Annotated in this window: 24 protein-coding genes; 8 read left to right on the forward strand and 16 right to left on the reverse strand. The window is 71.0% G+C overall.

All coding sequences use genetic code 11. From position 1 onward, the window contains the following. Positions 1–9: 9 nt before the first annotated feature. From FB470_RS11400 to FB470_RS11410, 3 genes are all read right to left on the reverse strand, one after another. A complete protein-coding gene (locus FB470_RS11400; RefSeq protein ID WP_306990909.1) occupies positions 10–1,557 on the reverse strand; it encodes a glycosyltransferase family 87 protein in 1,548 nt (515 codons plus the stop codon). A 36-nt stretch (positions 1,558–1,593) separates the two neighbouring features. Then, entirely contained in the window at positions 1,594–4,014 is a 2,421-nt protein-coding gene (locus FB470_RS11405) for a transglycosylase domain-containing protein (protein WP_306990911.1), read from the reverse strand. A gap of 424 nt (positions 4,015–4,438) precedes the next feature. Beyond that, complete coding sequence (locus FB470_RS11410; RefSeq protein ID WP_306990913.1) at positions 4,439–4,837, reverse strand: DUF5318 family protein; 399 nt, start codon at positions 4,835–4,837, stop codon at positions 4,439–4,441. 233 nt (positions 4,838–5,070) lie between these two features. Between FB470_RS11410 and FB470_RS11415 the strand changes: the two genes are divergently transcribed. Further along, positions 5,071–5,634, forward strand: coding sequence for a PadR family transcriptional regulator (locus tag FB470_RS11415; RefSeq protein ID WP_306990914.1), 564 nt, complete (start codon positions 5,071–5,073; stop codon positions 5,632–5,634). 49 nt (positions 5,635–5,683) lie between these two features. Further along, positions 5,684–6,775: an inositol-3-phosphate synthase gene (locus tag FB470_RS11420; protein WP_306990916.1), complete on the forward strand. Its 1,092-nt coding sequence runs from the start codon at positions 5,684–5,686 to the stop codon at positions 6,773–6,775. A 42-nt stretch (positions 6,776–6,817) separates the two neighbouring features. Here FB470_RS11420 and FB470_RS11425 read toward each other — a convergent pair whose 3' ends face one another. Then, complete coding sequence (locus FB470_RS11425; RefSeq protein ID WP_306990917.1) at positions 6,818–7,459, reverse strand: HAD family hydrolase; 642 nt, start codon at positions 7,457–7,459, stop codon at positions 6,818–6,820. Positions 7,460–7,612: 153 nt separating this feature from the next. Between FB470_RS11425 and FB470_RS11430 the strand changes: the two genes are divergently transcribed. From FB470_RS11430 to FB470_RS11440, 3 genes are all read left to right on the forward strand, one after another. Further along, the gene (locus FB470_RS11430) at positions 7,613–7,999 is read left to right on the forward strand and encodes a MarR family winged helix-turn-helix transcriptional regulator (RefSeq protein ID WP_370876660.1); all 387 of its coding nucleotides are present in this window, start codon (positions 7,613–7,615) and stop codon (positions 7,997–7,999) included. Further along, positions 7,996–9,210 (forward strand): MFS transporter, encoded by a 1,215-nt coding sequence (locus FB470_RS11435; RefSeq protein ID WP_306990921.1) that lies wholly within the window; start codon positions 7,996–7,998, stop codon positions 9,208–9,210. Before FB470_RS11430 ends, FB470_RS11435 begins: the two co-directional genes overlap by 4 nt. Positions 9,211–9,296: 86 nt before the next feature. Then, positions 9,297–11,345, forward strand: a complete 2,049-nt coding sequence (locus FB470_RS11440; RefSeq protein WP_306990922.1) for a PhoX family protein — start codon at positions 9,297–9,299, stop codon at positions 11,343–11,345. A 55-nt stretch (positions 11,346–11,400) separates the two neighbouring features. Here FB470_RS11440 and FB470_RS11445 read toward each other — a convergent pair whose 3' ends face one another. Next, positions 11,401–12,285 carry a quinone oxidoreductase family protein gene (locus tag FB470_RS11445; RefSeq protein ID WP_306990924.1) on the reverse strand — a complete coding sequence of 295 codons (885 nt, stop codon included), beginning with the start codon at positions 12,283–12,285 and terminating at the stop codon, positions 11,401–11,403. Between FB470_RS11445 and FB470_RS11450 the strand changes: the two genes are divergently transcribed. Next, a complete protein-coding gene (locus FB470_RS11450) occupies positions 12,278–12,916 on the forward strand; it encodes a TetR/AcrR family transcriptional regulator (RefSeq protein ID WP_306990926.1) in 639 nt (212 codons plus the stop codon). The two genes, FB470_RS11445 and FB470_RS11450, sit on opposite strands and share 8 nt — an antisense overlap. Positions 12,917–13,027: 111 nt before the next feature. Here FB470_RS11450 and FB470_RS11455 read toward each other — a convergent pair whose 3' ends face one another. The 3 genes from FB470_RS11455 to FB470_RS11465 form a co-directional block, all read right to left on the reverse strand. Next, entirely contained in the window at positions 13,028–13,636 is a 609-nt protein-coding gene (locus FB470_RS11455; protein WP_306990928.1) for a hypothetical protein, read from the reverse strand. A gap of 301 nt (positions 13,637–13,937) precedes the next feature. Then, entirely contained in the window at positions 13,938–14,225 is a 288-nt protein-coding gene (locus FB470_RS11460) for a helix-turn-helix domain-containing protein (protein WP_306990930.1), read from the reverse strand. Between the two features lie 34 nt (positions 14,226–14,259). Continuing rightward, positions 14,260–15,576, reverse strand: a complete 1,317-nt coding sequence (locus tag FB470_RS11465) for an MFS transporter (protein ID WP_306990931.1) — start codon at positions 15,574–15,576, stop codon at positions 14,260–14,262. Positions 15,577–15,632: 56 nt separating this feature from the next. Here FB470_RS11465 and FB470_RS11470 point away from each other — a divergent pair, with 56 nt between their 5' ends. After that, positions 15,633–16,316 (forward strand): SDR family oxidoreductase, encoded by a 684-nt coding sequence (locus FB470_RS11470; protein ID WP_306990933.1) that lies wholly within the window; start codon positions 15,633–15,635, stop codon positions 16,314–16,316. Between the two features lie 28 nt (positions 16,317–16,344). Here the strand turns inward: FB470_RS11470 and FB470_RS11475 are convergent, their stop codons facing one another. The 5 genes from FB470_RS11475 to FB470_RS11495 all read right to left on the reverse strand — a co-directional run bounded on the left by FB470_RS11475 (position 16,345) and on the right by FB470_RS11495 (position 20,611). Beyond that, positions 16,345–16,770 (reverse strand): hypothetical protein, encoded by a 426-nt coding sequence (locus FB470_RS11475; protein ID WP_306990934.1) that lies wholly within the window; start codon positions 16,768–16,770, stop codon positions 16,345–16,347. Next, the gene (locus FB470_RS11480; protein WP_306990936.1) at positions 16,770–18,071 is read right to left on the reverse strand and encodes a putative T7SS-secreted protein; all 1,302 of its coding nucleotides are present in this window, start codon (positions 18,069–18,071) and stop codon (positions 16,770–16,772) included. Before FB470_RS11480 ends, FB470_RS11475 begins: the two co-directional genes overlap by 1 nt. After that, positions 18,068–18,364 (reverse strand): hypothetical protein, encoded by a 297-nt coding sequence (locus tag FB470_RS11485; RefSeq protein ID WP_306990938.1) that lies wholly within the window; start codon positions 18,362–18,364, stop codon positions 18,068–18,070. The genes FB470_RS11480 and FB470_RS11485 overlap by 4 nt, the downstream gene beginning before the upstream one ends. Positions 18,365–18,466: 102 nt before the next feature. Then, the gene (locus FB470_RS11490) at positions 18,467–19,771 is read right to left on the reverse strand and encodes an amidohydrolase family protein (RefSeq protein ID WP_306990940.1); all 1,305 of its coding nucleotides are present in this window, start codon (positions 19,769–19,771) and stop codon (positions 18,467–18,469) included. 9 nt (positions 19,772–19,780) lie between these two features. Then, positions 19,781–20,611: a helix-turn-helix domain-containing protein gene (locus tag FB470_RS11495; RefSeq protein ID WP_306990942.1), complete on the reverse strand. Its 831-nt coding sequence runs from the start codon at positions 20,609–20,611 to the stop codon at positions 19,781–19,783. A 102-nt stretch (positions 20,612–20,713) separates the two neighbouring features. Here FB470_RS11495 and FB470_RS11500 point away from each other — a divergent pair, with 102 nt between their 5' ends. Continuing rightward, complete coding sequence (locus FB470_RS11500; RefSeq protein ID WP_306990943.1) at positions 20,714–21,457, forward strand: SDR family NAD(P)-dependent oxidoreductase; 744 nt, start codon at positions 20,714–20,716, stop codon at positions 21,455–21,457. Between the two features lie 3 nt (positions 21,458–21,460). Here FB470_RS11500 and FB470_RS11505 read toward each other — a convergent pair whose 3' ends face one another. From FB470_RS11505 to FB470_RS11515, 3 genes are all read right to left on the reverse strand, one after another. Further along, positions 21,461–21,820, reverse strand: coding sequence for a DUF3558 domain-containing protein (locus tag FB470_RS11505; RefSeq protein WP_306990945.1), 360 nt, complete (start codon positions 21,818–21,820; stop codon positions 21,461–21,463). Positions 21,821–22,108: 288 nt separating this feature from the next. After that, on the reverse strand, positions 22,109–22,759 hold the full coding sequence (locus tag FB470_RS11510; RefSeq protein ID WP_306990947.1) for a response regulator: 651 nt from the start codon (positions 22,757–22,759) through the stop codon (positions 22,109–22,111). Beyond that, complete coding sequence (locus tag FB470_RS11515; RefSeq protein ID WP_306990949.1) at positions 22,756–24,468, reverse strand: sensor histidine kinase; 1,713 nt, start codon at positions 24,466–24,468, stop codon at positions 22,756–22,758. Before FB470_RS11515 ends, FB470_RS11510 begins: the two co-directional genes overlap by 4 nt. Positions 24,469–24,485 lie beyond the last annotated feature (17 nt).

Genomic DNA, 24,485 nt, shown 5'->3' on the forward strand with positions numbered 1-24,485 from the left:
GCTGCTGACTCACACCGCGTGCCGGGCCCGGCGGCGGTGCACGACCGCTACGTCGCGGGCCCCGTCCAGCACGCCGCCGACCGGGTCGTCGTCGCCGGGGAGGCGGACCAGGTCCTCGCCCGGGCGGTAGATCTCCCGCACCACCAGCACGCACAGTCCGAGCACCGCCAGGTCCCGCAGCGCGACGAACCCGAGGAACCAGTCCGGCGGCAGCCCCTTGTGGTCGGTGCCCAGGTAGTAGAACATCCGCGGCACCCACACCAGCGCGTCGAGCAGCATCCAGCCCAGCAGCAGCCGCCAGCGCGGGATCGCCAGCACCGCCAGCGGCACCAGCCACAGCGAGTACTGCGGGCTCCACACCTTGTTGGTCAGCAGGAACGCCGCCACCACCAGGAAGCACAGCTGCGCCACCCGCGGCCGCACCGGCGCGGACAACCCGACGTAGGCGATCCCGGCGCAGCACACCAGGAACAGCGCGCCGCTGACGATGTTCAGCCACGTCGGCGTCTGCCCGGCGGCCAGCGGGCCGTCGAAGCCCGCCCAGCCGGTGAAGTAGGAGATCACGTTGTAGATCGAGTCCGGGTCCATCCCGCGTTGCGCGTTGAGCCGGAAGAACTCCTGCCAGCCCGCGTTGAGCGTCAGCGCGACCGGCAGGTTCACCGCCAGCCAGGTCACCACGGTGGTGCCCGCGGTGATGCCCCACGGCCGCAGCTTCCCGGCCCGGATGCACAGGATCAGCAGCGGCCCGAGCAGGAACAGCGGGTACAGCTTGGCGGCCGCACCCAGGCCGAGCAGCAGGCCGGCGAGCGCGGGTTTGCGCCGCGCCCACGCCAGCAGCCCGGTCGCGGCGAACGCGGTGGCCAGGGTGTCGAAGTTGGTGAACGCGTGCACCAGCACCAGCGGGGAGATCGCGGCCAGGCACGCGTCCCACGGTCTCCGCTTCGCGGTCCGCCCGACCGCCCACACCGTGACCAGCCACGCCACCGCCAGCCAGAACGCGGTGATGTCGAAGTAGATCGCCACCGGCAGGCCGCCGGGAAGCCAGCCGGCGTCGGCCACCGCCTTCCAGCCCTGCGTGGTCTTCGCGTTGACCCACTGGAACAGCCCGGTCAGCACCGGGTACTCCATGTACCGGATGTGCGCGTTCGGGGTGCCCGGGTTGTCGATCCAGCTCGTCCGGTACGGGAAGGTGCCCGTCTGGTCCAGCCGTTCGGCGCTGTAGAGCGGGACGATGTCGGAGTAGCACATCGCGACGTAGGGCCGCCCGGAGCGCCAGTCCAGCTGCGTCTGCCCGGTGTCGTCGACGTACTGCTGGATGCAGCTGGCCTTGCCGAACCAGCACAGCATCAGGGCCAGCGCGGCCAGCGCCAGCCCGACCCGCTGCGGTGTCCAGAACCAGTGCCGCCCCACGGCCGCGTGCTCGCCCAGCGGCCCGCCGATCGGTCTGCTCGCGGCGGCCACCAGCGGTTCGGTCCGGCTCGGCGCGACCCGCTGACCGGCGTCCAGGGACGCCGGCGCGGGGTCGGCCGGGGTGGTCTCGTCGGTCGGGCTGGACACCCGCGCGATGTTACGGCCTGTGGCGTGAGCCCCGGATCAGCCGTTGCCGGGTGTGGTCGTCGGCCCGAAGTTGTCGCCCGGGTTGGGCAGCGACCACGTCGGCTTGGTCCGGGTCGGCGAGGTCTCGCTGCTCTCGGTGGAGGGCGGCGAGGGTGGCGGGCTGGGCGGCGGCGAGGACGGGGTCGACGGGTTGTTCGTCTTCGGGGGCGCCGGCCGGCTCGAGGACGACGAGTCGTCGGCGGCCGTGGCCGTCTTACCGATCGGCGACACCGACGGGAACTTCTCGCTCGGCTTGCCCTTGAGGTAGTCGTTCATGAACTGCTGCCAGATCTTGGCCGGCAGGCCGGTCGAGGAGACCGGGTCGCCGTTCTTGTCCCGCAGCGGCGTGTTCTTGTCGCTACCCACCCACGAGGCCGCTGAGATCGACGGCGTGTAGCCGACCATCCACACCTGCGAGTTGTCCTTCTCCGAACCGGAGCCGTTGCCGGCGCTCGCGTCGTACTGCTGCGTACCGGTCTTGCCCGCGCACTCGTGCCCGCTCGGGCAGCTCAGCTTCGAGAAGCCGATGACCGGCTTGAGCGCATTGGTGACGTTGCCCGCGATCTGCTTGCTCTTGTTCGCGTCGCCCTCGGCGAAGGCCGGCTTCGGGTTGCTGGAGGGCTGGTACACGACCTCACCGCTGGAGTCGGTGACCTTCTGCACGAAGTGCCGGTCCAGGTAGGTGCCGTTGTCGGCGATGGTCGCGTAGCCGGTCGCCATGTCCAGCGGCGTCGCCGCGGTGGAACCACCACCGAGCGCGATGTTGTTGTCTACCGCCTTCAGCGAGGTCACGCCGGCTTCCTTGGCCGCGTCGGCCACGGCCTGCGGTCCGGTCACGTTGGCGACCATGTCGAAGAACACGGTGTTGGTCGAGCGCATCGTGGCCTCGGCGACGGTGCACTTGTCCGAACAACTGTTGGACGCGCCGGCGTTGTTGATGTAGCGCGGGTTGCCGTTGGGCAGCACCCCGAACTGGCGGTGGGTGCTCCCGTCGAACGTCTCCCCCAGGCCCTTGCCCATCTTCAGGAACGCCACGAGGTCGAACGTCTTGAACGACGACCCGGGGTTGCGCGCCGTGTTCGCCCAGTCGATGTAGTCGGTCTTGTCGTTGGGACCGCCGTAGTAGGCGATGACCCCCCTGGTCTTCGGATCCACCGCGACCAGCGCCTTCTTCAGCGTGTCCGGCTGCCCCTGCATGTAGTCGTTGACGGCCTTCTCGGCCAGTCTCTGCGCGTTGGGGTCGATGGTCGTGTAGACGTTGTAGCCGTTGGCCTGCAGCTTCTCCTTGGAGTAGCCCGCGGCGTCCAGTTCGGACTCCACCTGGCCCTGGATGAAGGCGTTGTTGCCGGTGATCGCCTGCGGCTTGGTCTGGTCCTTGGGCAACGGCGTCGGGTACTGGGCCGCCTGCCGCTCGGCCTGCGGCAGCCAGTTGTACTTCACCATGTTGTCCATCACGTAGTTCCAGCGCCACGTCGTGTACTCGGCGTTCTCCGACTTGCCGGGGCCCTGGATCAGGCCGGCGAGCAGGGCCGCCTCGGACTGGTTCAGCTCGGCGGCGGACTTGCCGAAGTACGCGTGCGCGGCCGCCTCGATCCCGTAGGCACCACGTCCGAAGTAGACGATGTTCAGGTAGGCCGTGATGATGTCCTCTTTGGACTGGGTCTGGTTCATCTTGAACGACTTGACCAGCTCGGTCGCCTTGCGGGTGAGCGTGGGCGCCTCGTTCTCGGTGGCCTTCTTGATGTACTGCTGGGAGATGGTCGAACCACCGCCCGAGCCACCGGTCAGGTTGTTGTAGACCGCGCCCAGGATGCCGGTGATGTCGAAGCCGTTGTTGGTCTCGAAGGTGGCGTCCTCGGCGGCGTAGACCGCGTGCTTGACGGTGTCGGTGATCTGACCGGGCTTGAGCAGCTGGCGGTTCTGGCCGTCCGGGACCTCCTTGCCCATGACCGAACCGTCGCTGTAGTAGTACGTCACGACCTGGCTCTGCTGGGCCAGGACCTCGTCCGGCGTCGGCACGTCGACCAGGAAGTAGGCGATGGTGAACGCGATGGCGGGCAGCACCACGAAGAGGCCGAACAGGGCGTAGATCGTGCGCCGGATGATCTTCCACCGGCGCTTCTTGCGCTGCTTGGGCGTCAGTGCGGCCTTGCCCTTCTTCCCCTTCTCGCCCTCGTCCGGGGTGTCCTCGTCGTCGTCGGGGCCGAACTCGTTGAAGCCGGCCTGCTCGTCGTCGTAGTCGTCGTGGTCGTCGCCGTACCCGCGGTGGTCGTCGCCGTAGCCGTGGTGCAGCTCGGCGTGCGTCAGCAGGCCCGGTTCGGAGTCGCCCACCCCGGGACGGCGGCCCGCGGCACCCGCGGCGGCACCGGCGCCCGCCGCGGCGGCGGGACCGGCGGGCGGGCGGTAGCGGCCGCGCATCGGCCGGTCATCGGGGGCGCCCGCGGCGCCGGGCGGCGGCGGGCCGGGACGCCGCGGCGGAGGCGGCGGGGGCATCCGGCGGCCGGCCGGCGGGACGCGGCGTGCGCCACGCGGGGCGTCCGGGTCGTCGCCACCCGGCCAGCCCTGACCACCGCCCTCGCCGGGCCACTGCGGGCCCTGCGGCCCGCGGGCCTGCGGACCCCGGGGCGGCTGCGGCCCGCGCGGGGGTGCCGGCCGGCGTGGCGGCTCGTTGCCGCCCGGCCACGCCGGCTCGCCCTCGCGCGGCCACTGGGCACGACGGGGTTCCTCGGGCTCCTGACCTGGCCAGGAGCGGTTGCGGTGGTCGTTCACGAATGAGCCTCCCAGACCGGCGGTACACCGGGCGCCGTTCTGTGATCGAGTGCCGTCGCTGCGCTGGTTCCCCTCACTGCCCGGCGGTCCTCCTGGACGGGCCGTGCGGGGTCCCGTTGCCCGAGACGTACGAACGCACCAGGTGGTTCCAGCGGCACGTCCGGCACACCTCGACTACATGGACGTTGAACTCCCCGACGAGGTTGTTCAGCCGGGCCAGTTCGGACGGTGTCCTGGCCGAACCGGAGACCTGCCGGAGCTGGTCGCCGAACACCCAGGACACGTTCGTCAGGCCCGCCTTCCCGCACAGCGGGCACGGCGCCTCGCTCGGCACGCCGTGGAACCGGGCGGCTCTGAGCAGGTACGGGTCGGCGTCACAGACCTCTCGCGTGGCGACGCGACCGGAGCGGACACCGGCCAGCAGCGCACGGCGCTGCAAGGCGTAGTCCACGACCTGTCGCTGGTTCTGCACGGTGACAGAGTACGTGGCCGTCGAGCGTCCGCCATGAGCTGTGCGGTCTAACGGACTGGACCACCCGCCCGACACGCCGGGTTTTCGATAACGCTCTGGTGAACTTCACCCGTGTGGTTCAGGTCGCATTGGGTGATCATTGGTGTTGGCTACACCACTTCGATGTATCGGCCCGATATAATCGGGCGTTAGGTTGCCGGAGTGTCGTGGGAGTCCTCGGAAGGGGGTGCACCGTGCTGGAGTTCGCCATCCTGGGGCTGCTGCACGAGGCACCGATGCACGGCTACGTGCTGCGCAAACGGCTGCACGACACGCTCGGCATGTTCCGCACGTTCTCGTACGGTTCGCTGTATCCGACCTTGCGGCGGCTGCAGCGGGCGGGCTTCATCGAAGAAGCCGACAGTGACGTCGGGCAGGGTGACGAGCCCGTCAAGGGCTGGGGCCGGCGGGCCCGCACGGTGTACAAGCTCACAGCGGAGGGCAAGGAGCACTTCGCCAAGCTGCTCGCCGACGCGGGACCGCAGACCTGGGAGGACGAGGGGTTCGGGGTCCACCTGGCCTTCTTCTCCCGGACACCCGCCGATGTCAGGATGCGGATCCTGGAGGGCCGGCGCCGCCGGGTCGAGGAACGCCGTGAAGGGCTGCGGGCGGCGCTCGCCCGCGCCGAGGAGAAGATCGACCGCTACACGCGTGAGCTGCACCGCCTGGGGCTGGAGAGCAGCGAGCGCGAGGTGCGCTGGCTGAACGAACTGATCGCGCACGAACAGGACGAGCAAGAACGCGGGCTTCAACGCTGAGACCGCATCCGAAATCGGCAAGACATCACTGAACGAAGGAGAAACCGGCATGGGCGACAACAGCGGCCGCGTACGGGTGGCCATCGTTGGCGTCGGGAACTGTGCGGCGTCGCTGGTGCAGGGGGTGCACTACTACCGCGACGCCGACCCGGCTTCGCGGGTGCCCGGCCTCATGCACGTCCGGTTCGGCCAGTACCACGTCGGCGACGTGGACTTCGTCACCGCGTTCGACGTGGACGCGAAGAAGGTCGGCCAGGACCTGTCGGACGCGATCCTCGCCAGCGAGAACAACACCATCAAGATCACCGACGTGCCGCCGCTGGGTGTGCCGGTTCTCCGTGGCCCGACCATGGACGGTCTCGGCCGCTTCTACCAGGAGACCATCGAGGAGTCCGACGAGGAGCCGGTCGACGTCGTCGCCGCCCTGCGCGAGGCCGAGGTGGACGTCCTGGTCTCCTACCTGCCGGTCGGTTCCGAGCAGGCCCAGAAGTTCTACGCGCAGTGCGCGATCGACGCGGGTGTGGCGTTCGTCAACGCGATCCCGGTGTTCATCGCCTCCAACCCGGAGTGGGCGCAGAAGTTCACCGACGCCGGTGTCCCGATCGTCGGCGACGACATCAAGTCCCAGGTCGGCGCCACCATCACCCACCGCGTGATGGCGAAGCTGTTCGAGGACCGCGGTGTCCAGCTCGACCGCACCATGCAGCTCAACGTGGGCGGCAACATGGACTTCAAGAACATGAAGGAGCTGGAGCGCCTGGAGTCCAAGAAGGTCTCCAAGACGCAGGCCGTCACCTCGCAGATCGACCGCGACCTCGGCAAGGCCAACGTCCACGTCGGACCGTCGGACTACGTGCAGTGGCTGGACGACCGCAAGTGGGCCTACGTGCGCCTCGAGGGCCGCGCGTTCGGTGACGTGCCGCTGAACCTGGAGTACAAGCTCGAGGTGTGGGACTCGCCGAACTCGGCGGGCATCATCATCGACGCGGTGCGCGCCGCGAAGATCGCCCTCGACCGGGGCATCGGCGGCCCGCTGCTGTCGGCGTCCTCGTACTTCATGAAGTCGCCGCCGGTCCAGTACGACGACTCGACCGCGCGCGACTCGGTGGAGAAGTTCATCACCGGCGACATCGAGCGCTGAGCTTGCCGAGGAGGGGCCCGGTTCCGCCGACCGGGCCCCTCCTCATGCCAGCAGTGCGCGGGGCAGGTCGGCGACGGTGTGCAGCACCGCGTGGACCCGGTCGAGCACGGCGGGGTCCGGCGGGAAGTGCGGGTTGGGCACGGCGTAGACGGTCATGCCGGCGGCCAGCGCCGCCTTGAGGCCGTTGGTGGTGTCTTCGACGGCGGCGCAGCGGGCTGGGGCGAAGTCGAGCCTGCGCGCGGCTTCGAGGTAGACGTCCGGCGCCGGTTTGCCCGCCGCCACCTGCTCGCTGGACAGGGCGACCCGGACGAGGCCGGTGAGGCCGGTGGCCTCCAGGAACGCCTGGATCAGCACCGGCGGTGACGAGCTGGCGATGGCCACCGGGTACCGCTCGCCGATCGCGCGCACCGCGTCCGCCGCGCCGGGCAGGACCGGCGGGCCATCGGCGTAGCGCCGGACCATCCCGTCGATCACGACCTCGGCGATCCGCTCCGGCGTGAGTTTCGCACCGAGCTTCTCGACCAGGTAACGCGCCCACTCCGGCGTGCTCATGCCCTGCATCGCGCGGGTCGCACCGGCGGTCCAGCTGCCCGCGTACTCCGCGACGACCGCCCGGCGCACCTCGTCCCAGGTCTGTTCGGAGTCGACGAGCACGCCGTCCAGGTCGAAAACCACCGCGTCCATGCTCGTGACCGTACCCGGGGCTCGGTCCGACCGGGACCGTGTGAGCCGATTAACTTAGACACCCTAAGCAATAAAGCTTAGGATAGCTAAGTGAATCCAGGAGTTGCCGAGCTCGCGCGCGAGCTGCGCCCGCTGGTCTTCCGGCTGTACTACATGGTCCGGCGGCTGACCCCGCAGCACCGGCTCACCCTGCCCCAGGGGTCGGTGCTCAGCGAACTGGTGCACGGCGGCCCGCGCCGGATGAGCGTGCTCGCCGAGCTCGAGGGTGTGCGCCAGCCGTCCATGACGGACCTGATCCGCCGGCTGGAACGGCTCGGCCTGGTCAGCAGGCGGTCCGACCCGCTCGACCGCCGGGCGGTGCTGATCGAGGCCACCGAGGCCGGGACCCGGTACGTGAGCGAGCTGGTCGTCGCCCGCGAGGAGTTCCTGCGCGAGCGCCTGGCCGCCCTGGATCCGGCCGACCGTGACGCGATCGACGCGGCGCTGCCGGCCCTGCGAAGGCTCATCGATCCGGTCAAGAAGGAGGAGTTGCTCGGATGAGCAACCAACACGGGAGCCTGCTGGACGCGCTCAAGGGCCAGCCCAAGCAGGTGTGGATCACGGCGTTCGCCGCGGTGATCGCGTTCATGGGGATCGGCCTGGTGGACCCGATCCTGCTGTCCATCGCCGAGGGGCTGCACGCCACGCCGTCCCAGGTCACCCTGCTGTTCTCGTCCTACCTCGGGGTGCAGGTGATCGCGATGCTGGTCACCGGCGCGGCGAGCGCCAAGTTCGGTCCGAAGCGGACGGTCCTCACCGGACTGGCGCTGATCGTGATCGCGACCGCGCTGTGCGCCGCGGCCGGCTCGATCGAGCAGCTGGTCGCGTTGCGGGCCGTGTGGGGTCTGGGCAACGCGTTCTTCATCGCCACGGCGTTGTCGGTGATCGTCGGCGCCGCCACCGGCGGGCAGTCCGGCGCGATCCTGCTGTACGAGGCCGCGCTCGGCGTCGGACTCGCCGTCGGGCCGCTGCTCGGCGCCCTGCTGGGCAGCATCTCCTGGCGCGGCCCGTTCGTCGGCACGGCGGTGCTGATGGCCGCGGCGCTCGCGCTGTGCTCGATCTTCCTCGCGAGCGACAAGCACGAGAAGCGCAACCCGATCAAGCTGCTCGACCCGCTGCGCGCGCTCCGGCACGGTGGCCTGCTGCGCACCTCGATCGGATCGGCGTTCTACACCGCGGCCTTCTTCACCGTGCTGGCCTGGACGCCGTTCGTGCTGGACTGGAGCGCCGTCGCGGTCGGGCTGATCTTCTGCGGCTGGGGCCTGTGCGTCGCGGTCGCCGGCGTGGTGCTCGCGCCGAAGCTCGCCGGACGGCTGGGCGAACGGCACGCCACCGTGGTGTCGGTGCTCGGCTACGCCGTCCTGATGGTGGTCCTCGTGGTGCCGAGCAAGCCGGTGGTCGTGGTCGGCGTGATCCTCTCCGGGCTGGTGTCGGGCCTGCTCAACACCCTGTTCACCGGCACCGCGATGTCGATCAGCGACGCGCCGCGTCCGGTCGCGAGCGCCGGCTACAACTTCTGCCGCTGGCTCGGCGGTGCCGCCGCCGCGACCCTCGTCGGTCACGTCGCCGAGTGGCTCGGGTCGGAGCACTCGCCGTTCGTCATCGCCGCGATCCTGTGCGTGCTGGCCGGTGGGCTCCTCGCGGTCCGGACGAAGGGTGCGGATCCGCACCAGGTGCCGGCGGAGGCCGCCCTGGTCGGGGAAGAGCTTTGATCTCTGTTTACCTGTAGTTTGAGGACACCTGATCTCCGTCGCTTAACGTCACGAGCGTTTCCCCTGACCGAGTGACTGGAGACCAGGTGTCTTTCACGCCCGGGCGCTTGCTGCCCCTCCTTACCCACACGAGTGGCAGAGCGGCCACCACGTGCATCTACCGCTGTGGCAACCAGTGCGCCCACGAAGCCCCGAACGAGTCGTCGAACGAATACTTCGGTGACGTCGTCAAGGGCGTGTCCCGTCGCGGCGCGTTCAAGGCCGGCGCCGTCATGGCCGCCACGGCCGGCGCCTTCGCCGCGCTGAGCGGCGGCGCGACCGCGTCCGCCGCCGTGCCGCCCGCGCTGGCCGGCGGGGGCAATGGCCGCCCGGTGCCCGGCACGGACTTCACGCCCGTCGCGCCGAACAAGGCCGACGCGGTCGTCATCCCGGACGGCTGGGACCAGAACGTCGTGATCCGCTGGGGCGACCCGGTCGTGCCGGGCGCCCCGAAGTTCGACATCGCCAAGCAGACTGCGTCCGCGCAGGCCGAGCAGTTCGGCTACAACAACGACTTCGTCGGCCTGATCCCGCAGGACGCGGCCGGCCGGCGCTACCTGATGGTCGTCAACCACGAGTACACCACCGAGACCCAGATGTTCCCGCCGGGCCAGTACAGCGCGGACAACCCGACCGAAGAGCAGGTCAAGATCGGCTGGGCGGCCCACGGGCTGTCGGTAGTGCAGGTGGTGCGCCGGCCGCAGGGCGGGCTCGAGGTCGTGCCGAGCCGTTACGGCCGCCGCATCACGCTGGACACCACCTTCGAGGTGCGTGGCCCCGCCGCCGGGTCCAAGTACCTGAAGACCTCCGCCGACCCGACCGGCACCAAGGTGCGCGGCACGCAGAACAACTGCTCCGGCGGCGTGACGCCGTGGGGCACGGTGCTGTCCGGCGAGGAGAACTTCCACCAGTACTTCGCCAACTCGGAGAAGGTCGCCGACCCGGTGACGCAGGCGCGGCTCACCCGGTACGGCATCGGCAAGGGCACCAGCACCCGCAAGTGGGAGCGCTTCGACAAGCGCTGGGACGTGCCGCAGGAGCCCAACGAGGTCAACCGGTTCGGCTGGGTCGTGGAGATCGACCCGAACGACCCGGACTCGACGCCCGTCAAGCACACCGCGCTGGGCCGGTTCAAGCACGAGGCCGCGAACGTCAAGATCACCAAGGACGGCCGCGTCGCCGTGTACTCCGGTGACGACGAACGCTTCGAGTACATCTACAAGTTCGTGTCGAAGGGCAAGTACAAGAAGGGCACCAGCGCGCTGGCCCGCCGGCACAACTCGGCCCTGCTCGACGACGGCACCCTGTACGTCGCGAAGTTCACCGGCGACAGCCCGGCGAGCGAGATCGACGGCACCGGCAAACTCCCGGCGGACCACGAGTTCGACGGCCGGGGCGAGTGGATCCCGCTGGCCAGCGGCGACAGGTCCTTTGTGGAGGGCTTCACCGCCGAGGAGGTGTACGTCTTCACGCGCCAGGCCGCGGACAAGGCCGGCGCGACGAAGATGGACCGGCCCGAGGACATCGAACCGAACCCGGTCAACGGCCGCATCTACGCCGCCCTGACGAACAACACCGACCGCGGCGCGGCCGGCAAGGCGGGCGCCGACGAGGCGAACCCGCGGGTGGGCAACAAGAACGGCCACATCCTGGAGTGGGGCGAGGACCGGGGCGACGCGGCTTCGCTGACCTTCTCCTGGCGCCTGCTGCTGGTCTGCGGTGACCCGGCCACGGCCGACACCTACTTCGGCGGGTTCCCGAAGGACCAGGTCAGCCCGATCTCCTGCCCGGACAACGTGGCGTTCGACCCGTACGGCAACCTGTGGATCTCCACCGACGGCAACGCGCTCGGGATGAACGACGGCCTGTTCGCGGTGCCCGTCGACGGCCCGAACCGCGGTCAGGTCAAGCAGTTCCTCACGGTGCCCATCGGCGCGGAGACCTGCGGCCCGAACGTGACGAACGACTTCGTGACGGTCGCGGTGCAGCACCCGGGCGAGGGCGGCACCGTCGAGAAGCCGCAGTCACACTGGCCGGACGGCGGCTCCAACCTGCCGCGTCCCGCCGTCGTGTCGGTCTGGCGCAAGCGCCGCTGACCGGCTCCGCCGCGGGCGTCGCTGGCCTGTGTCGGCCCACGGGGTCGTTGGTGTGTCACAGGAGGATGACGGTGCGCTCGCCGGGTTCGTCCTCGTGGGCCCAGGCCGCCTCGACCTGGTCGAGCGGGAACGGGTGCGGGCGCACGGCCATGGCGCCTGCGGCGATCGCGGCGACGAGCTCGGTGAACTCCCGCTGCATGACCTGCATGTCCACCGAGCCGAAGCCGCTGCCCAGGACGCGGAACGCGGTGGAGCACAGGGCGTGCCCGGACAGGGTGATCGCGTCTCCGCCCATGCCGCCGATCTGCACCCAGTCCAGGAGGCGGGTGCGCTGGGTGCGGGCGCCGAGGACGGCACGCATGGCGAGCTCGGTGGGCGCTCCCCACACGTAGTCGAGGACCACGTCGACCTCCGCGGCGGCCTCGGCGAACGCGGCTGCGGTCGCGTCCTCATCGGGAGTGAGCGCGACGATGGCGTCCGCGCCCTCGGCCTTCAGCTCGTCCAGGCGGTTTCGGTTGCGTCCGGCCGCGATCACGCGGCCGGCGCCGAGGTGCTTGGCGACCTTGACGGCCATCGAGCCGGCGTTGCCGGTCGCGCCGTGGACCAGCACCGACTGTCCGGCCTGGAACGGTACGCGGGTGCGCAGCGCGGCCCATGAGGACAGGGCCGGATTCATGGTGGCGGCCAGGACCGCCGGGTCTGCCCCGTCGGGCACCGGGACCGCCGTGGCCGGGTCGATGACGATGCGCTCGGCCAGTGTTCCGGCTCCCATCGCCGAGACGTGGGCGAGGCTGCCGTCCGCCCGGCGCACGACGGCGTCGGCTCCGGCCAGTGCGGGCAGGTTCTTCGGGCTCGTGTAGTGCTTGCCCGCGGCGATGCCCCGGGTGGCGGGGTGGACGCCGACGGCGAGCACGTCCAGGAACGGCGCGAAAATGGACACGGGGGTAGTGGTGAGCGAGCGGCGTGCGGCGAGCACCCCCACGCGACGCAGGGGCGCCGCCCTGGAGAAGGCGATCACCGATGCCGCCTGGGAGGTTCTGGTCGAGCAGGGCTACCACGGCTTCACCTTCGAGGCCGTCGCAGCGCGCGCCGGCACCAGCAAACCGGTGCTCTACCGCCGCTGGCCGCAGCGCGAGGACCTCCTCATCGCCACACTCGCCCGGCACTGGCGTCCGCTGGACATCCCTGACACCGGCAGCCTGCGCCAGGACGCCCTCACCCTCCTGCGCGCGGTCAACGCCGAGCGGGCCCGCACGGTGATACTCCTGCGCGTGCGGCTGGCGGACTACTTCCGCGAGACCGGCACCACCTTCAGCGACCTACGCAGCCGCCTCCGCCCCGCAGACCAGACGCCCCCCTTCGAGCGGCTCGTCGACCGCGCCGTCGAACGCGGCGAGCTCGCCGACACGCCGCGATCCGCACGCCTGGTGAACCTGCCCTTCGACCTGGTGCGCCACGACATGCTGATGCGCATGGGCGCGGTGCCGGACGAGGCGATCGTCGAGATCGTGGACACGCTGTGGCTTCCCCTGCTCAGCCGGTCGCCCCACAGTGCGCACTCAGGGCGCTGAGCACCCGCAACGGCGTACCGGCACAGCCCTCGAGTCGCACGGCTGCCCCGGGTTGAGAACCTCTAGCGCGGAAGTGTCGTGTCTCAGGTGATTGTCGGCTTCTGTTGCTGGTCATCGGGCTTCCCGGGTGAGTTGGTGCAGGCCGTCGATGGAGTTGAGGCAGGCCGTGGTGGTATCCGGTTCCTCGGCGGTGACCAGAAGCAACGTGGGCGTGGTGGGGTAGTCCTCGTCGAAGGGTTCGTGGTGCCCGTCATCGCCTGGGATCGCGTTGGGTTGGATCTCGATGCGACCGGTTGGGATGTCGGCGGCGAGGTAGGAGCCGCGGTAGTAGCTGTCGTGTTCGACGAAGTCCAGGCCGAGGCGGTTGGCGAGTAGTTGCGCGAGTTCGTGGGCTGTGTGGCTGCTGCCGTAGGTGGCATGGACGGTCATCGTGGTGCCTTCCCCCGCCATGCGGACGCTGCGGTGTTCATGATGCCGAAGGTTGCCGGTGGCGTTGGCTTTCCAGTGGCGGACGGTCTGGGTGGTGGTGCGGCCGAGGGCGAGTTTCTGGCCGGCGACCATGATGACGCCGCTGTTGGACGCGCGGCGTTGGACGGTGACCGGTGCGGGGCCGGGGTGGTGCCCGGCGGGTCGGGCTCCGCGCAGCGTGCGGGCTTGCTCGTAGGTCAGTGGGTTTGGGCGGGTGCGCAGCAGTTCGCGGGTGGCAGGGTCGAAGAACATCAGGGTGGCGGGTTCGATGCGGATGCTGACGCGGCGTCCAGGCAGGATTTCGGCGGCGAGTAGCCGGTGGTCGCTGAGAGCGACCAGGCCACCACGGCTGACGGTGCGGTCGACCTCCAGTGCGTGGTGTCGGGCTTATCGGGGTAGGGGTGAGGGCCCGGCCGGGCGGCCTCCGGCGGCGAGCGCGGCCAGGTCGGCGCTGGAGAGGTGAGAGCGGACCGTTGTGATCCTGGCTCCGGCGATGGTGAGGTGGATGAGGTCGTGATCGGCCCAGAAGGTCACCCGGCCACCACGCTGGCGATCACGCAGAACCGGAATGATCGTCGACCCCGGTGACCACCTTGGCTTCGGTCCCATCCGCCAGCGGCACCTCGACCTCCGCGCTCGCCTGATGCGGACACGAATCCGGGCGGTGCGAACGGTCCAGCAACCCGGCCAAACCATCACGTCGATACCGCGACAACGACGTGTGCAGCGTCTGCCGGGACACCCCGAACTGCGCCGCCGCCAAACGTCTTCGGCTCGCCACGCTCCACCGCCAGTGCCACGCGATACCGCTGCTCAACCACAGACAACCGGCCAGAGACATCAACCGAGCCCCGACACCTCTCGCGCGGAGGTCGCTAGCTCTGGCGGTTCGACCGCGGGCGGGCCCCCAGCGCGAGCGCGACCAGCGCACCGGCGACCATGCAGGCGCCCACGACCCACAGCCCGGTGCGCTGGGTGCCCGTCAGGTCCCGCAGCCACCCCGTCACGTACGGCGCCGCGAAGCCGGAGATGTTGCCCAGGGAGTTGATCAGCGCGATACCGCCGGCGGCCGCCGCGCCGGAGAGGAACGTCGAGGGCAGCGCCCAGAACGTCGGCAGCGCCGCGCACACCCCAACGGCGCAGATCGTTACCGCCACCATCGCGGCGTAGGGGTTGCCCAGGTACAGCGCGATCGGGATGGCCACGCCGCCGATGATCATCGGCAGCGCGACGTGCCACTTCCGCTCGCCCGTGCGGTCGCCGTGCCGCGCCCAGACCACCATCACCACCGCCGCGACGACGTACGGGATCGCGGTGACCAGCCCGGCCTGCACGGTCGACAGCTTCGTCCCGAACTGCTGCCCGAACCCGGCGATGATCGTCGGCAGGAAGAACCCGAGCGCGTACAGCCCGTAGGCGATCGCGAAGTACACGAACGCCAGCCCGAGGATGCGCGGGTGGGTCAGCGCCTTGCGCAGCGGCCAGTGGTGCTCGGCCTCGGTCGCGCGGCGCTCGTTGTCCAGTTCCGTGGTCAGCCACCGGCGTTCGTCGTCGGTGAGCCACTTCGCCTGCTCGGGCCGGTCGGTGAGGTAGAACCAGGTCGCGAACGCCAGCAGGATCGCCGGGATGCCCTCGACGAGGAACATGAACCGCCACCCGGCCAGCCCGAAGATGCCGTGCCCGTGCGCGATCAGCAGGCTGGACACGGTCGACCCGATCGCCGACGACACCGGCACGGCGGCCATGAACAACGCGACCGCCTTGGCCCGCTGCGCCGCCGGGAACCAGTACGTCAGGTACAGGATGATGCCGGGGAAGAAGCCCGCCTCGGCGACCCCGAGCAGGAACCGCATGATCACCAGCGTCGTCGGGTTGGGCACGAACGCGAGGATCGTCGCGACGATCCCCCAGGTGATCATGATCCGCGCCAGCCAGCGCCGTGCGCCGAAGCGGTGCAGCGCGAGGTTGCTGGGCACCTCGAGCGTCAGGTAGCCGAGGAAGAAGATGCCGGAGGCGAACCCGAACGCGGTCGCGGACAGGCCCAGATCCTTGTTCATCCCGTTCGGCCCGGCGAACCCGATGTTGACCCGGTCCAGGTAGTTCACGAAGTACAGCAGGGCCAGGAACGGCATGATCCGCAGCGCGACCTTGCGCAGCACGCGGTCGCCCTCGGCGATCGTCCTCGTCGACATGATCCGCATTGCATGCCACTCGTGGACGTTCGTCAAGGACGAATTACCGTGGGGACATGTCGGAAAGTCGCCTCGCCCTCGTCACCGGCGCCTCACGGGGCATCGGCGCCGCCGTCGCCCGCGCCCTCGGCCGGACCCACCGCGTGCTGCTCGGCGGCCGCGACGTCGACGCGCTGGCCGAGCAGGCCGCGGAGTCGCCGGACGCGGAGCCGTGGCAGGTGGACCTGGGCGACCTCGACGGTGTCCGCGCGGCGGTCAACGGCATCGACCGGCTGGACGTCCTGGTCCACTCCGCCGGCACCGCCGAGCTGGGCACGGTCGAGCAGGCGGGCCCGTCGGCGTGGCGGACGAACTTCGAGGTCAACGTCGTCGCCGTGGCCGAGCTGACCCGCCTGCTGCTGCCCGCCCTGCGCGCCGCGCACGGGCACGTCGTGGTGATCAATTCGGGGCAGGGCCTGTCCGCCCGCGCCGGCTGGGGCCCCTATGCGGCGAGCAAGCACGCGGTCCGCGCGTTCGCCGACGCCCTGCGCGAGGAGGAGCCGGGCATCCGGGTCACCTCGGTCTACCCGGGCCGCACCGACACCGAGATGCAGCAGGCGATCGTCGCCGGTGAGGGCAGGCAGTACGCGCCGGGCGAGTACCTGCGGCCGGACTCGGTGGCCGCCGCGGTGCTGTCCGCGGTCACGGCGAGCCCGGACGCGCACATCACCGACGTGACCGTCCGGCCCCGCCCGCACTAGGTATCGCTCGCGCTGGGTACCGGCCGCGCTAGGCATCGGGGCCGAGCGAGCCCACGAACGCGCGGAAGTCGCCGGCGAGGACGTCGAACTCCTCGCGCGTGCAGGTCAGCGCCGCGCGCACCACCGCGCGCCGGCCCGGGCCTTCGCCCATCACGAGGTAGACCTCGCTGCGCACGAGCGTCTCGTCGTCGACGGTGAACCGCAGCTCCTGCACGAAACCACCGGAGCCGATCTCGTCGCCGCTGAGCACGGTCACCTCGGACGCGGTCTCCCGCAGGTCCGCGACGGCCTCGGCGGCCACCTCGCGCAACGGCACCCACACCGGCCACACCCCACCGGTCAGCATGATCCCGGCCGTGGGCGAGCGCATCGCGGCGAACGCGACGTCCTCGGCCGGCACCGGCTCCCAGCCGTCCGGGAGTCCGAACTGGACGGACACGGGCAACTGCGTCATCAGCCGAACAACCCCTTGATGGACTTCCCAACGCCGCTGACGCCCTCGCCGAGGTCCTGGATGCCGTCGCCGACCGCCTCGACGCCGTTGCCGATCGCGTGCGTGGCCGACCTGGCGGTGTCGGCGACCTTGTGGCCGTCGATCTGCAGGTCGAACCCGACCTCGCCGCCGAGCCCGAGCGCGACGCCGGCGTTGCCCTTGATGTGGAACTTGCCGTCGTCGCCCTCGCCGAGCTTGAACCCGGCCTCCGCGCCGAGGCCCGCCCAGCCCTCCGCGGTCGCGCCCGCCCCGACCCCGCCGACGTCGACCGCGCCGCGGACGCTGCCGCGCGCGCCCGCGAACACGCCGGCCTTGCCCTCGAGACCCTGCTTGTTGATCTTGAGTCCGGCGCGGCCGCGCGTTCCGAAGGTGGCCTCGGCCTTGCCGTCGAGACCGAGGATCCCGTAGTCGACCCGCCCGGTGGCGGTGCTCTTGACGCCGATGATCGTCTCGAGCTCGACCGTCAGGCCCTTCTTGTTGAGGGCGGCCTGGAAGTTGTCCTCGATGCCGACCATCGTCTCGAGCTTGCCGGTGAGTTCGAGGTCGCCCTTCTGGAGCTTGCCCTCGGAGACCTGGTGCAGCAGGTAGGCGTAGTAGCGGTAGCGGCCGAGCTTGCCGTGCTCGGGCGGGATGAACTTGTTGCCGTACTCCCACGTTTTGACCGAGGAGCTGCCACTGGCGTCCCAGCCGCTGGTGATCGCGTCCACGAGACCGGTGATCGCACCGGCGGCGGACGCGTCGATCGCGCCGATGACGCGGGCGGCGGCCAGCGCCTGCCGGTCGAGCTGCTCGCGGGCGCGGTCGAGCACCTCCCGCGCCTGCTGCTGCAGCTGTTCGCCCCGCTGCCGCAGTTGTTCGGCCTGCCGGGCCGCCTGCTCGACGGCGTCCTCCGCGGCCTCCTCGATCGCCTTGTCCGCGGCCCGGTCGAGGGCGCGCTGCCCGTCGTTCCACAGCTCGATCGCCTCACCGGCCTGGTGCTGGGCCCAGCGCAGCGTGTCGGCGTAGTGGCTCAGCCCGCTCGCGGCGTCGGTCAGGCTGTCGGCGGCGCGCAGCCACTGCGGCGGCAGCCGGTCGACCAGCTCGCCGAACGCGTCGGACGCCGCGCCCAGCCAGCCCGGCACACCGAAGCCGGACAGCTTCGCCCCGACCCCCTCGAACTGGCCCGCCTGGGCGAGCAGGGCCTTGACGTGCTCGACGATCGTCTCCGGGGAGCCGGGCACCAGCGCCCGCGGATCGTCCGTGGAACCGAGATCCGCGCTCACCGTCCGGCCTGGCGGATGGCGATCTCGTTGTCGAGTTCCATGCCCCGGAACAGCGTGGCGGTGTCCTGCAGTGCCGACCCCGTCAGATCGACCCGGTCACGCAGCACCTTCGCGGCGAGGTGTGCGAGTTCGGTGAACTCCGTCAGCTTCCCGGCCAGGGCGTCGTTGCCGTAGACGTCGGAGCTCGGCACGACCGCGCCGAGGTGCGTAGTGTCCAGTTCGGTCAGGATGTCGCCGAGGTGACCGGCGGCCTTGTCCAGGCCGGCGGGCTCGGTGTCGAGTGCTCCCCACACCCTTCCGATGGAAAACCGGCGCCGGGAACGCGAGGTGAATGCCCGACGGAGCAGCGGTTAACCCACCGGGAAGATCATGAGCGGTGGGCACCGAGCCGCTTCTCAGGCGCGCAGGCGGCTCGCGGCGTCGCGGGCGGCGGACTGGACCTTCGCCCGGTCCACCCGCACCGTCTCGCGGCCGGCGACCACCTGCTCCCCGGCCACCCAGACGTCGCGCACCTGCCGCGAACCGGCCGCCCACACCAGGTTCGAGATCACCTGCTCGTCCGGTTCGTCCAGGCCGGTGGCGAACGCGGGGCCGTCCGGGTCGACGTGCACCAGGTCGGCCCACCGCCCGGCTTCCAGGGCACCGAGGTCGTCGCGGCCCAGCGCGTCCGCGCCGCCGCGGGTGGCCAGCAGCAGGGCGTCCTTGGCCCGCAACGCCGTGGAGTCCTGTGTGGACAGGCGGGCGAGCATCGCGGAGAGCTGGACCTCCTCCCACAGGTCGAGGTCGTCGTTGCTGGCCGGGCCGTCGGTGCCCAGGCCGACGGCGACCGCGGCCGCCCGCAGGTCGGTCAGCCGCGCGATGCCGGAGGCCAGCTTGGCGTTCGAGCCGGGGCAGTGGGCGACACCGGTGCCGCGCGCGGCGAACAACGCGATGTCCTCATCGGACAGGTGCACGGCGTGCGCGGCGAGCACGCGGCCGCCCAGCATCCCGACCTCGTCCAGCAGCCGCGGTACCGAACCGAATTCCGCGCGCTGCCGGGAGTCCTCGTTCGCGGCCTCGGCGACGTGGATCTGCACGAGCGCACCCCGGGCCGCCGCGGACTCCGTGACCTGCCGCAACGCCTCGAGCGGCAGCATGTACGCGGAATGCGGGGCGTAGGACAGCTCGATGCGGTCGCCGGGGCCGAAGCGCAGGCCGTCGGTGTCGATCCAGCGGTCGGCGGCCTCGATCATGCGCCGCCAGTCGACGCCGGGCAGGTCGATGATCGGCCCGCCGAGCACCGCGCGGGCGCCGGTCTCGAGCACGGCTTCGGCCATCTGCTCGGCGAAGAAGTACATCTCCGCGCTGGTCGTCACGCCGTGGCGGAGCATCTCCACCGAGCCGAGGAGCATGCCGGCGCGCACGTCCTCCGCGCGCAGCTTCGCCTCGGCGGGCCAGATGATCTCGTTGAGCCAGCGCAGCAGGGGCAGATCACCGCCCATGCCGCGGAGCAGGGTCATCGGGCTGTGCGCGTGCGCGTTGATCAGGCCGGGCAGCAGGATCCCGGTCAGTTCGGTGACCGGGACGTCGCCCGGTGCCGCGGCGGCCGGACCGCAGAAGGTGATCCGACCGTCGTCGCCGATGTCGACCGCACCGTCACGGATGACCGAAAAGGCGGGATCACAGGGCAGGACGACGGGGGCACGGAGACGCTGCGGCATCCCGGGATTCTAGGCCTCCCGCCGCGCGGTGGCGGCGAGCGATCCGAGCAGGGCGAGCGCCTCGCTGCTCGGCGAGCCCGGTTCCGCGTGGTAGACGACCAGTTCCTGGCCCGGCGCGGACCGGACGTCGAACGTCTGCATGGTCAGCGTCAGCGGGCCGACGTCGGTGTGCACGAAGTTCTTGCGCTCCAGGCTCTTGCCGCGCGCGTCGTGGCCGGCCCACAGCGCGGCGAACTCCGGGCTCTGCGCCAGGAGTTCGGTGAGGACGCGACGGATGCGCGGGCCGTCGGGGTTCTTGCCGTAGCCGAGGCGGAATCCGGCGACCGAGTTGCGCGCGACCTCGTGCCAGTCGCGGTAGAACGTGCGCGCCGCGGGGTCGGTGAACACGACGTGCATCAGGTTGCGCGAGTGCGCCCAGTCGTGGAACAACGCGTCCGCGATCGCGTTGGAGGCGAGGACGTCGTAGGCCAGGTTGTAGACGATGGCGGGGTTGTCCGGCCAGGCGGCCATGAGCTGCAGCAGGCTCGGGTCGACGCGGTCGGGTACCGCGGCGAGGCGGGCGCGCGGGCTGAGACCGGCCAGGCGGAACAGGTGCTGGCGGGCGTCCTCGCCGAGGCGGAGCGCGCCGGCCAGCGCGTCGACCACCTGCGCCGACGGGGTGCGCTCCCGGCCCTGCTCGAGGCGCACGTAGTAGTCGACGCTGACACCGGCGAGCAACGCCACCTCCTCCCGGCGCAGGCCGGGGACGCGGCGCTGCCCGCTGCTCGGCAGGTTCACCTCGTCCGGGCGGACCTGGGCGCGCCGGGTGCTGAGGAAGTCGCCGAGCTCGGACCGTGCCATGCGACCGATGGTAGGCCGGGACCGCGGATGGTTCCTGGGTGTAGTGCACCCAGGAAGAACGCGTCCTGCCTCGGTGCCGGTGTGGTCGGCATCGTCGACGGCATGAGCAATTCATGGGATCTCACCGGGCGGGTCGCCGTCGTCACGGGTGCCGCTCGCGGCATCGGCCACGCCACCGCGTCGCTGCTGCGGGCGCGGGGAGCCCGGCTGGTCGTGACCGACGTGTCCGAAGCGGTGGCAGAACTGGCCGGCGACGACGTGGCCGTGCTGGTCGGGGACGTGGCCGACGAGGAGCTGGCCCGCGCGACGATGCGGCTGGCCGTGGACCGGTTCGGTGGTCTGGACATCCTGGTGAACAACGCCGGGCGGACCCTGAACAAGCCGGTCACCGAGACGACCGTGGCGGATTTCGACGGCATCCTGCGGGTCAACGCCCGGGGTAATTTCGTGCAGGCCCGCGAGGCGTTCCGGGTGATGGCGGCCACCGGCGGCGGGTCGATCGTCTCGATCGCCTCGGTGTCGTCGGTCGTGGCGTTCGAAACGCAGACGGCCTACGCCGCGTCGAAGGGCGCGCTGGCGCAGATCACGCGGGTGCTGGCGATCGAGGGCGGGCCCGTCGGGATCCGGTCCAACGCGGTGCTGCCGGGCGTCATCGACACCGACATCATGGACGGCGTGGTCGACAACGGCCGCGAAATGCTCGCCTCGTTCGGCCCCGCCCACCCGATCGGCCGCATCGGACAGGCCACCGAAGTGGCCGAAGCCGTGGCGTTCCTGTCCTCCGACGCGGCCACCTTCATCACCGGAGCACTACTCCCGGTCGACGGCGGCTGGACGGCGCAATAGGACTCACCGCCTCGGCAACAGCGGCTCAAGCCTGGTGGCGAGCTCCTGCGCCGCCGGGCAGGCCTGGGCGTAGTTCTGCGGGTCCACCACGGTGGCGAGCACGAGTGCGCGCGCGTGCTCGCCGACCTCGAGCCCCAGTTCGCACATCCCCGCGTGCTCGGGCTCGCCGACGAGCGCCTCGCGGCCGTTGATCCGCAGCGAGGCGAGACCGGGGTCGTCGGCTTGCAGCTCGGCGAGACCTTGAACCGGATCGAGCGCGAGCGAGAGCGTGCCGTACTCGTCCTTGCTGACGTGGCATTCGTTCCGGGCGGTCTTCCGCACGCCCGGCTGGAACCCCTGCCCCGCCACCAGTTGTTCGAGCACGGTGCACGCATCCATCGAGTCCAACGCGCTTCGGGCAGCGGTACCGGGCGGGGAGGCTGTCGCCCCCGATGCGGGAGACGGCGTCCCGCTGACCGTGGACGAGCACCCCGCCGAGGCGAACAGCGCCAAGGTCGCGACCACCAGGCGGGCGTATCGGTCGTTGCGGGGTTTCGGTGCCCCTTGCAGGAGGTGTACGCGAGCTTCCGATTGTCCGAGCTGGGTCCGGGCGTGAACGACCGCGCTGCAGAGGTGTTCCGGGCGCTGATGCCCGCGAGCAGCTTGCACGGCCTACTCCATCAGGCCGCTGCGCCAGGCCCACGCCGCGATCTCCACGCGGTTGCGCGCCCCGACCTTGCCCTGCACCGCCGCCAGGTGGGTCTTCACCGTGGACAGCGACATGAACAACTCCGCGCCGATCTCGGTGTTGGTCAGGCCGCGGGCCGCTGCTTTCACCACGTCCAGCTCCCGCGCCGTCAGGGGTTCCTTCGGTGGCGAGACGGTCCGCCGGGCGGAGGCGCCTTCGAAGTGCTTCAGCAGCCGCACCGTCACCTGCGGCGACACCAGCGCGTCCCCGCGGTGGGCGGCCCGGATCGCCTCGATCAGCAGCGCCGGGCCGGCGTCCTTCAGCAGGAAGCCGCTCGCCCCGTTGCGCAGCGCCGTGTGCACGTATTCGTCCAGGTCGAACGTCGTCACGACGACCACCTTCAGCGGGTCCGCCACGTCCGGCCCGGCCAGCCGCCGCGTCACCTCCAGCCCGTCCAGCCCCGGCATCCGGATGTCCAGCAGGCACACGTCCGGCCGCAGCGACCGCGCCTTCGACACCGCCTCGACCCCGTCCTCGACGTCGGCGACGACCTCGATGTCGTCCTGCGCGTCGAGGATCATCCGGAACCCCATCCGCACCATGCTCTGGTCGTCGGCGATCAGTACCCGAATCAAGCGTCTTCCTCCACCGGCAACCACGCCTCCACGACCCAGCCCCCGTCCGGCGCCGGGCCCGCGGCGAGCCGGCCGTGCAGCAGCTCGACCCGCTCGCGCATCCCGACCAGACCGTATCCGCCCGACCCGCCGGCCGGGCGCGCCGCCACCCGACGGCCGTCGTCGGCCACCCGGATGTGCAGTTCGCCGTCCCGCACCTCGGCCAGCACGCACACCCGCGTCGCGCCGGCGGCGTGCTTCCCGGTGTTCGTCAGCGACTCCTGCACCAGCCGCAGCGCCGACCGCGCCACCTCCTGCGGCAGGTCCTTCGGCACCCGCACCTCGGCCTCGACCGGCACGCCCGTGTGCGCGGCCTCCACGAGCCGCCGCAGGTCGGCCTCGAGGTCCATCGTCGCCTGGTCGGTCACCGCCTCCGCGCCCGCGCGCATGCTGCCGACCAGCCGCCGCATCGCGGTCATCGCCTCGGTGCCCGCCGCCTCGATCCGCTCGATCACCTCCAGCGCGACCTTCGGGTTCTGGTCGGCGATCACCTTCGCCGCCTGCGCCTGCACGATGATCCCCGTGACGTGGTGCGCGACCAGGTCGTGCAGCTCCCGCGCCAGCGCCATCCGCTCCGAGTTCTGCGCGTCGGCGACCGCGGCCTCGACCACCTTGCGGCGCTCCGAATCCCGCGCCCGGAAGTACAACCCGCACGCAATCGCGATGCCGAGCACGAGGACCGCGCCCACCACGAGGTCCCGCGCGTCGGCCAGCCCGAGCCGGCTGCGACCGGTGGCGAGCCCGGCGAGCGTGGTGAACGCGACCGTCACGGACAGCAGGCCGATCGTCGCCCACGCCCGCTTCGGTTCGACGTGCCGGACCAGCAGGATGACCACCACGATGCCGGCGACGATCTCGGTGAACGGCAGGACACCGAAACCGCGCAGGTACTCGCTGGACGCGATGTACAGCGCCGGCGCGGTGGCGAAGATGACCGCCGCGAGGGCGATCCCGGCCCGCAGCGGCCGGCGGGTCGCGTAGATCGTGGTCGCCGCCGCGGCGATCGACAGGAGCAGCACGGGCAGCGAGCGGACGTCGGTGTGCAGCAGCTGGTACAGCTCGAAGAACAGCGGCAGGCTCAGCCCGCCGATCAGCGGCCACTGCTCGCGCACGAGGTTGCGCAGCGCGCTGTCCTTGCGCGGCGCATGGCTGCGCCGCAGGTGCAGCGCGGCGGCGACCGTGACGACCAGCAGCACCAGCCCGACCAGCATCGTGTCGCTCATCCCGAACCGGTCGGAGCCGCGGCGGTACACGGTGGCGAACAGGCCGCCGAGCACGAGCGTCCCGGTGCCGATGACCGCCTCCGGCCACCGGACCCGCCGCACGCAGAAGAACACCAGCTCCACGCCGGCGACGGTCTCGCTGAGCGACACGTTGCTCAACAGCGTGGTGTAGGCCGCCGCGTAGGTGACGCGGATCAGGAAGGTCGAGGCGAACAGCGTCGCGGCACCGGCGAACACCGCGGCCGCGGGCCGCGTCCGCGCCCACAGCGCGCACGCGCCCAGCACGATCATCCCGGGCAGCAGCAGCAGGTCGCGTCCGCGCGGGCCGATCGGGTCGACCGCGGCCGGCACCACGACGGCGAGATCGCACAGGAAGGCGGCGAGCAGGACAACGCCTTCGAGCCCCAGCCAACGCCAGGCCGCGGACACGCGATCGGAGAACGGCACACCGGAACGGTAGAGGA

The organism is Amycolatopsis thermophila, from assembly GCF_030814215.1.
GTDB classification, from domain to species: Bacteria; Actinomycetota; Actinomycetes; order Mycobacteriales; family Pseudonocardiaceae; genus Amycolatopsis_E; species Amycolatopsis_E thermophila.

Excerpts from the sequence above, each read along its gene's own strand:
- FB470_RS11460 (WP_306990930.1), bottom strand. The coding sequence starts at position 14,225 with ATGTCTCTGGCCGGTTGTCTGTGGTTGAGCAGCGGTATCGCGTGGCAC.
- FB470_RS11490 (WP_306990940.1), bottom strand. The coding sequence starts at position 19,771 with ATGCCGCAGCGTCTCCGTGCCCCCGTCGTCCTGCCCTGTGATCCCGCC.
- FB470_RS11420 (WP_306990916.1), top strand. The coding sequence starts at position 5,684 with ATGGGCGACAACAGCGGCCGCGTACGGGTGGCCATCGTTGGCGTCGGG.
- FB470_RS11450 (WP_306990926.1), top strand. The coding sequence starts at position 12,278 with ATGGACACGGGGGTAGTGGTGAGCGAGCGGCGTGCGGCGAGCACCCCC.
- FB470_RS11465 (WP_306990931.1), bottom strand. The coding sequence starts at position 15,576 with ATGTCGACGAGGACGATCGCCGAGGGCGACCGCGTGCTGCGCAAGGTC.
- FB470_RS11435 (WP_306990921.1), top strand. The coding sequence starts at position 7,996 with ATGAGCAACCAACACGGGAGCCTGCTGGACGCGCTCAAGGGCCAGCCC.
- FB470_RS11455 (WP_306990928.1), bottom strand. The coding sequence starts at position 13,636 with ATGTTCTTCGACCCTGCCACCCGCGAACTGCTGCGCACCCGCCCAAAC.
- FB470_RS11425 (WP_306990917.1), bottom strand. The coding sequence starts at position 7,459 with ATGGACGCGGTGGTTTTCGACCTGGACGGCGTGCTCGTCGACTCCGAA.
- FB470_RS11475 (WP_306990934.1), bottom strand. The coding sequence starts at position 16,770 with ATGACGCAGTTGCCCGTGTCCGTCCAGTTCGGACTCCCGGACGGCTGG.
- FB470_RS11500 (WP_306990943.1), top strand. The coding sequence starts at position 20,714 with ATGAGCAATTCATGGGATCTCACCGGGCGGGTCGCCGTCGTCACGGGT.
- FB470_RS11430 (WP_370876660.1), top strand. The coding sequence starts at position 7,613 with ATGGTCCGGCGGCTGACCCCGCAGCACCGGCTCACCCTGCCCCAGGGG.
- FB470_RS11405 (WP_306990911.1), bottom strand. The coding sequence starts at position 4,014 with ATGCGCGGCCGCTACCGCCCGCCCGCCGGTCCCGCCGCCGCGGCGGGC.
- FB470_RS11495 (WP_306990942.1), bottom strand. The coding sequence starts at position 20,611 with ATGGCACGGTCCGAGCTCGGCGACTTCCTCAGCACCCGGCGCGCCCAG.
- FB470_RS11470 (WP_306990933.1), top strand. The coding sequence starts at position 15,633 with ATGTCGGAAAGTCGCCTCGCCCTCGTCACCGGCGCCTCACGGGGCATC.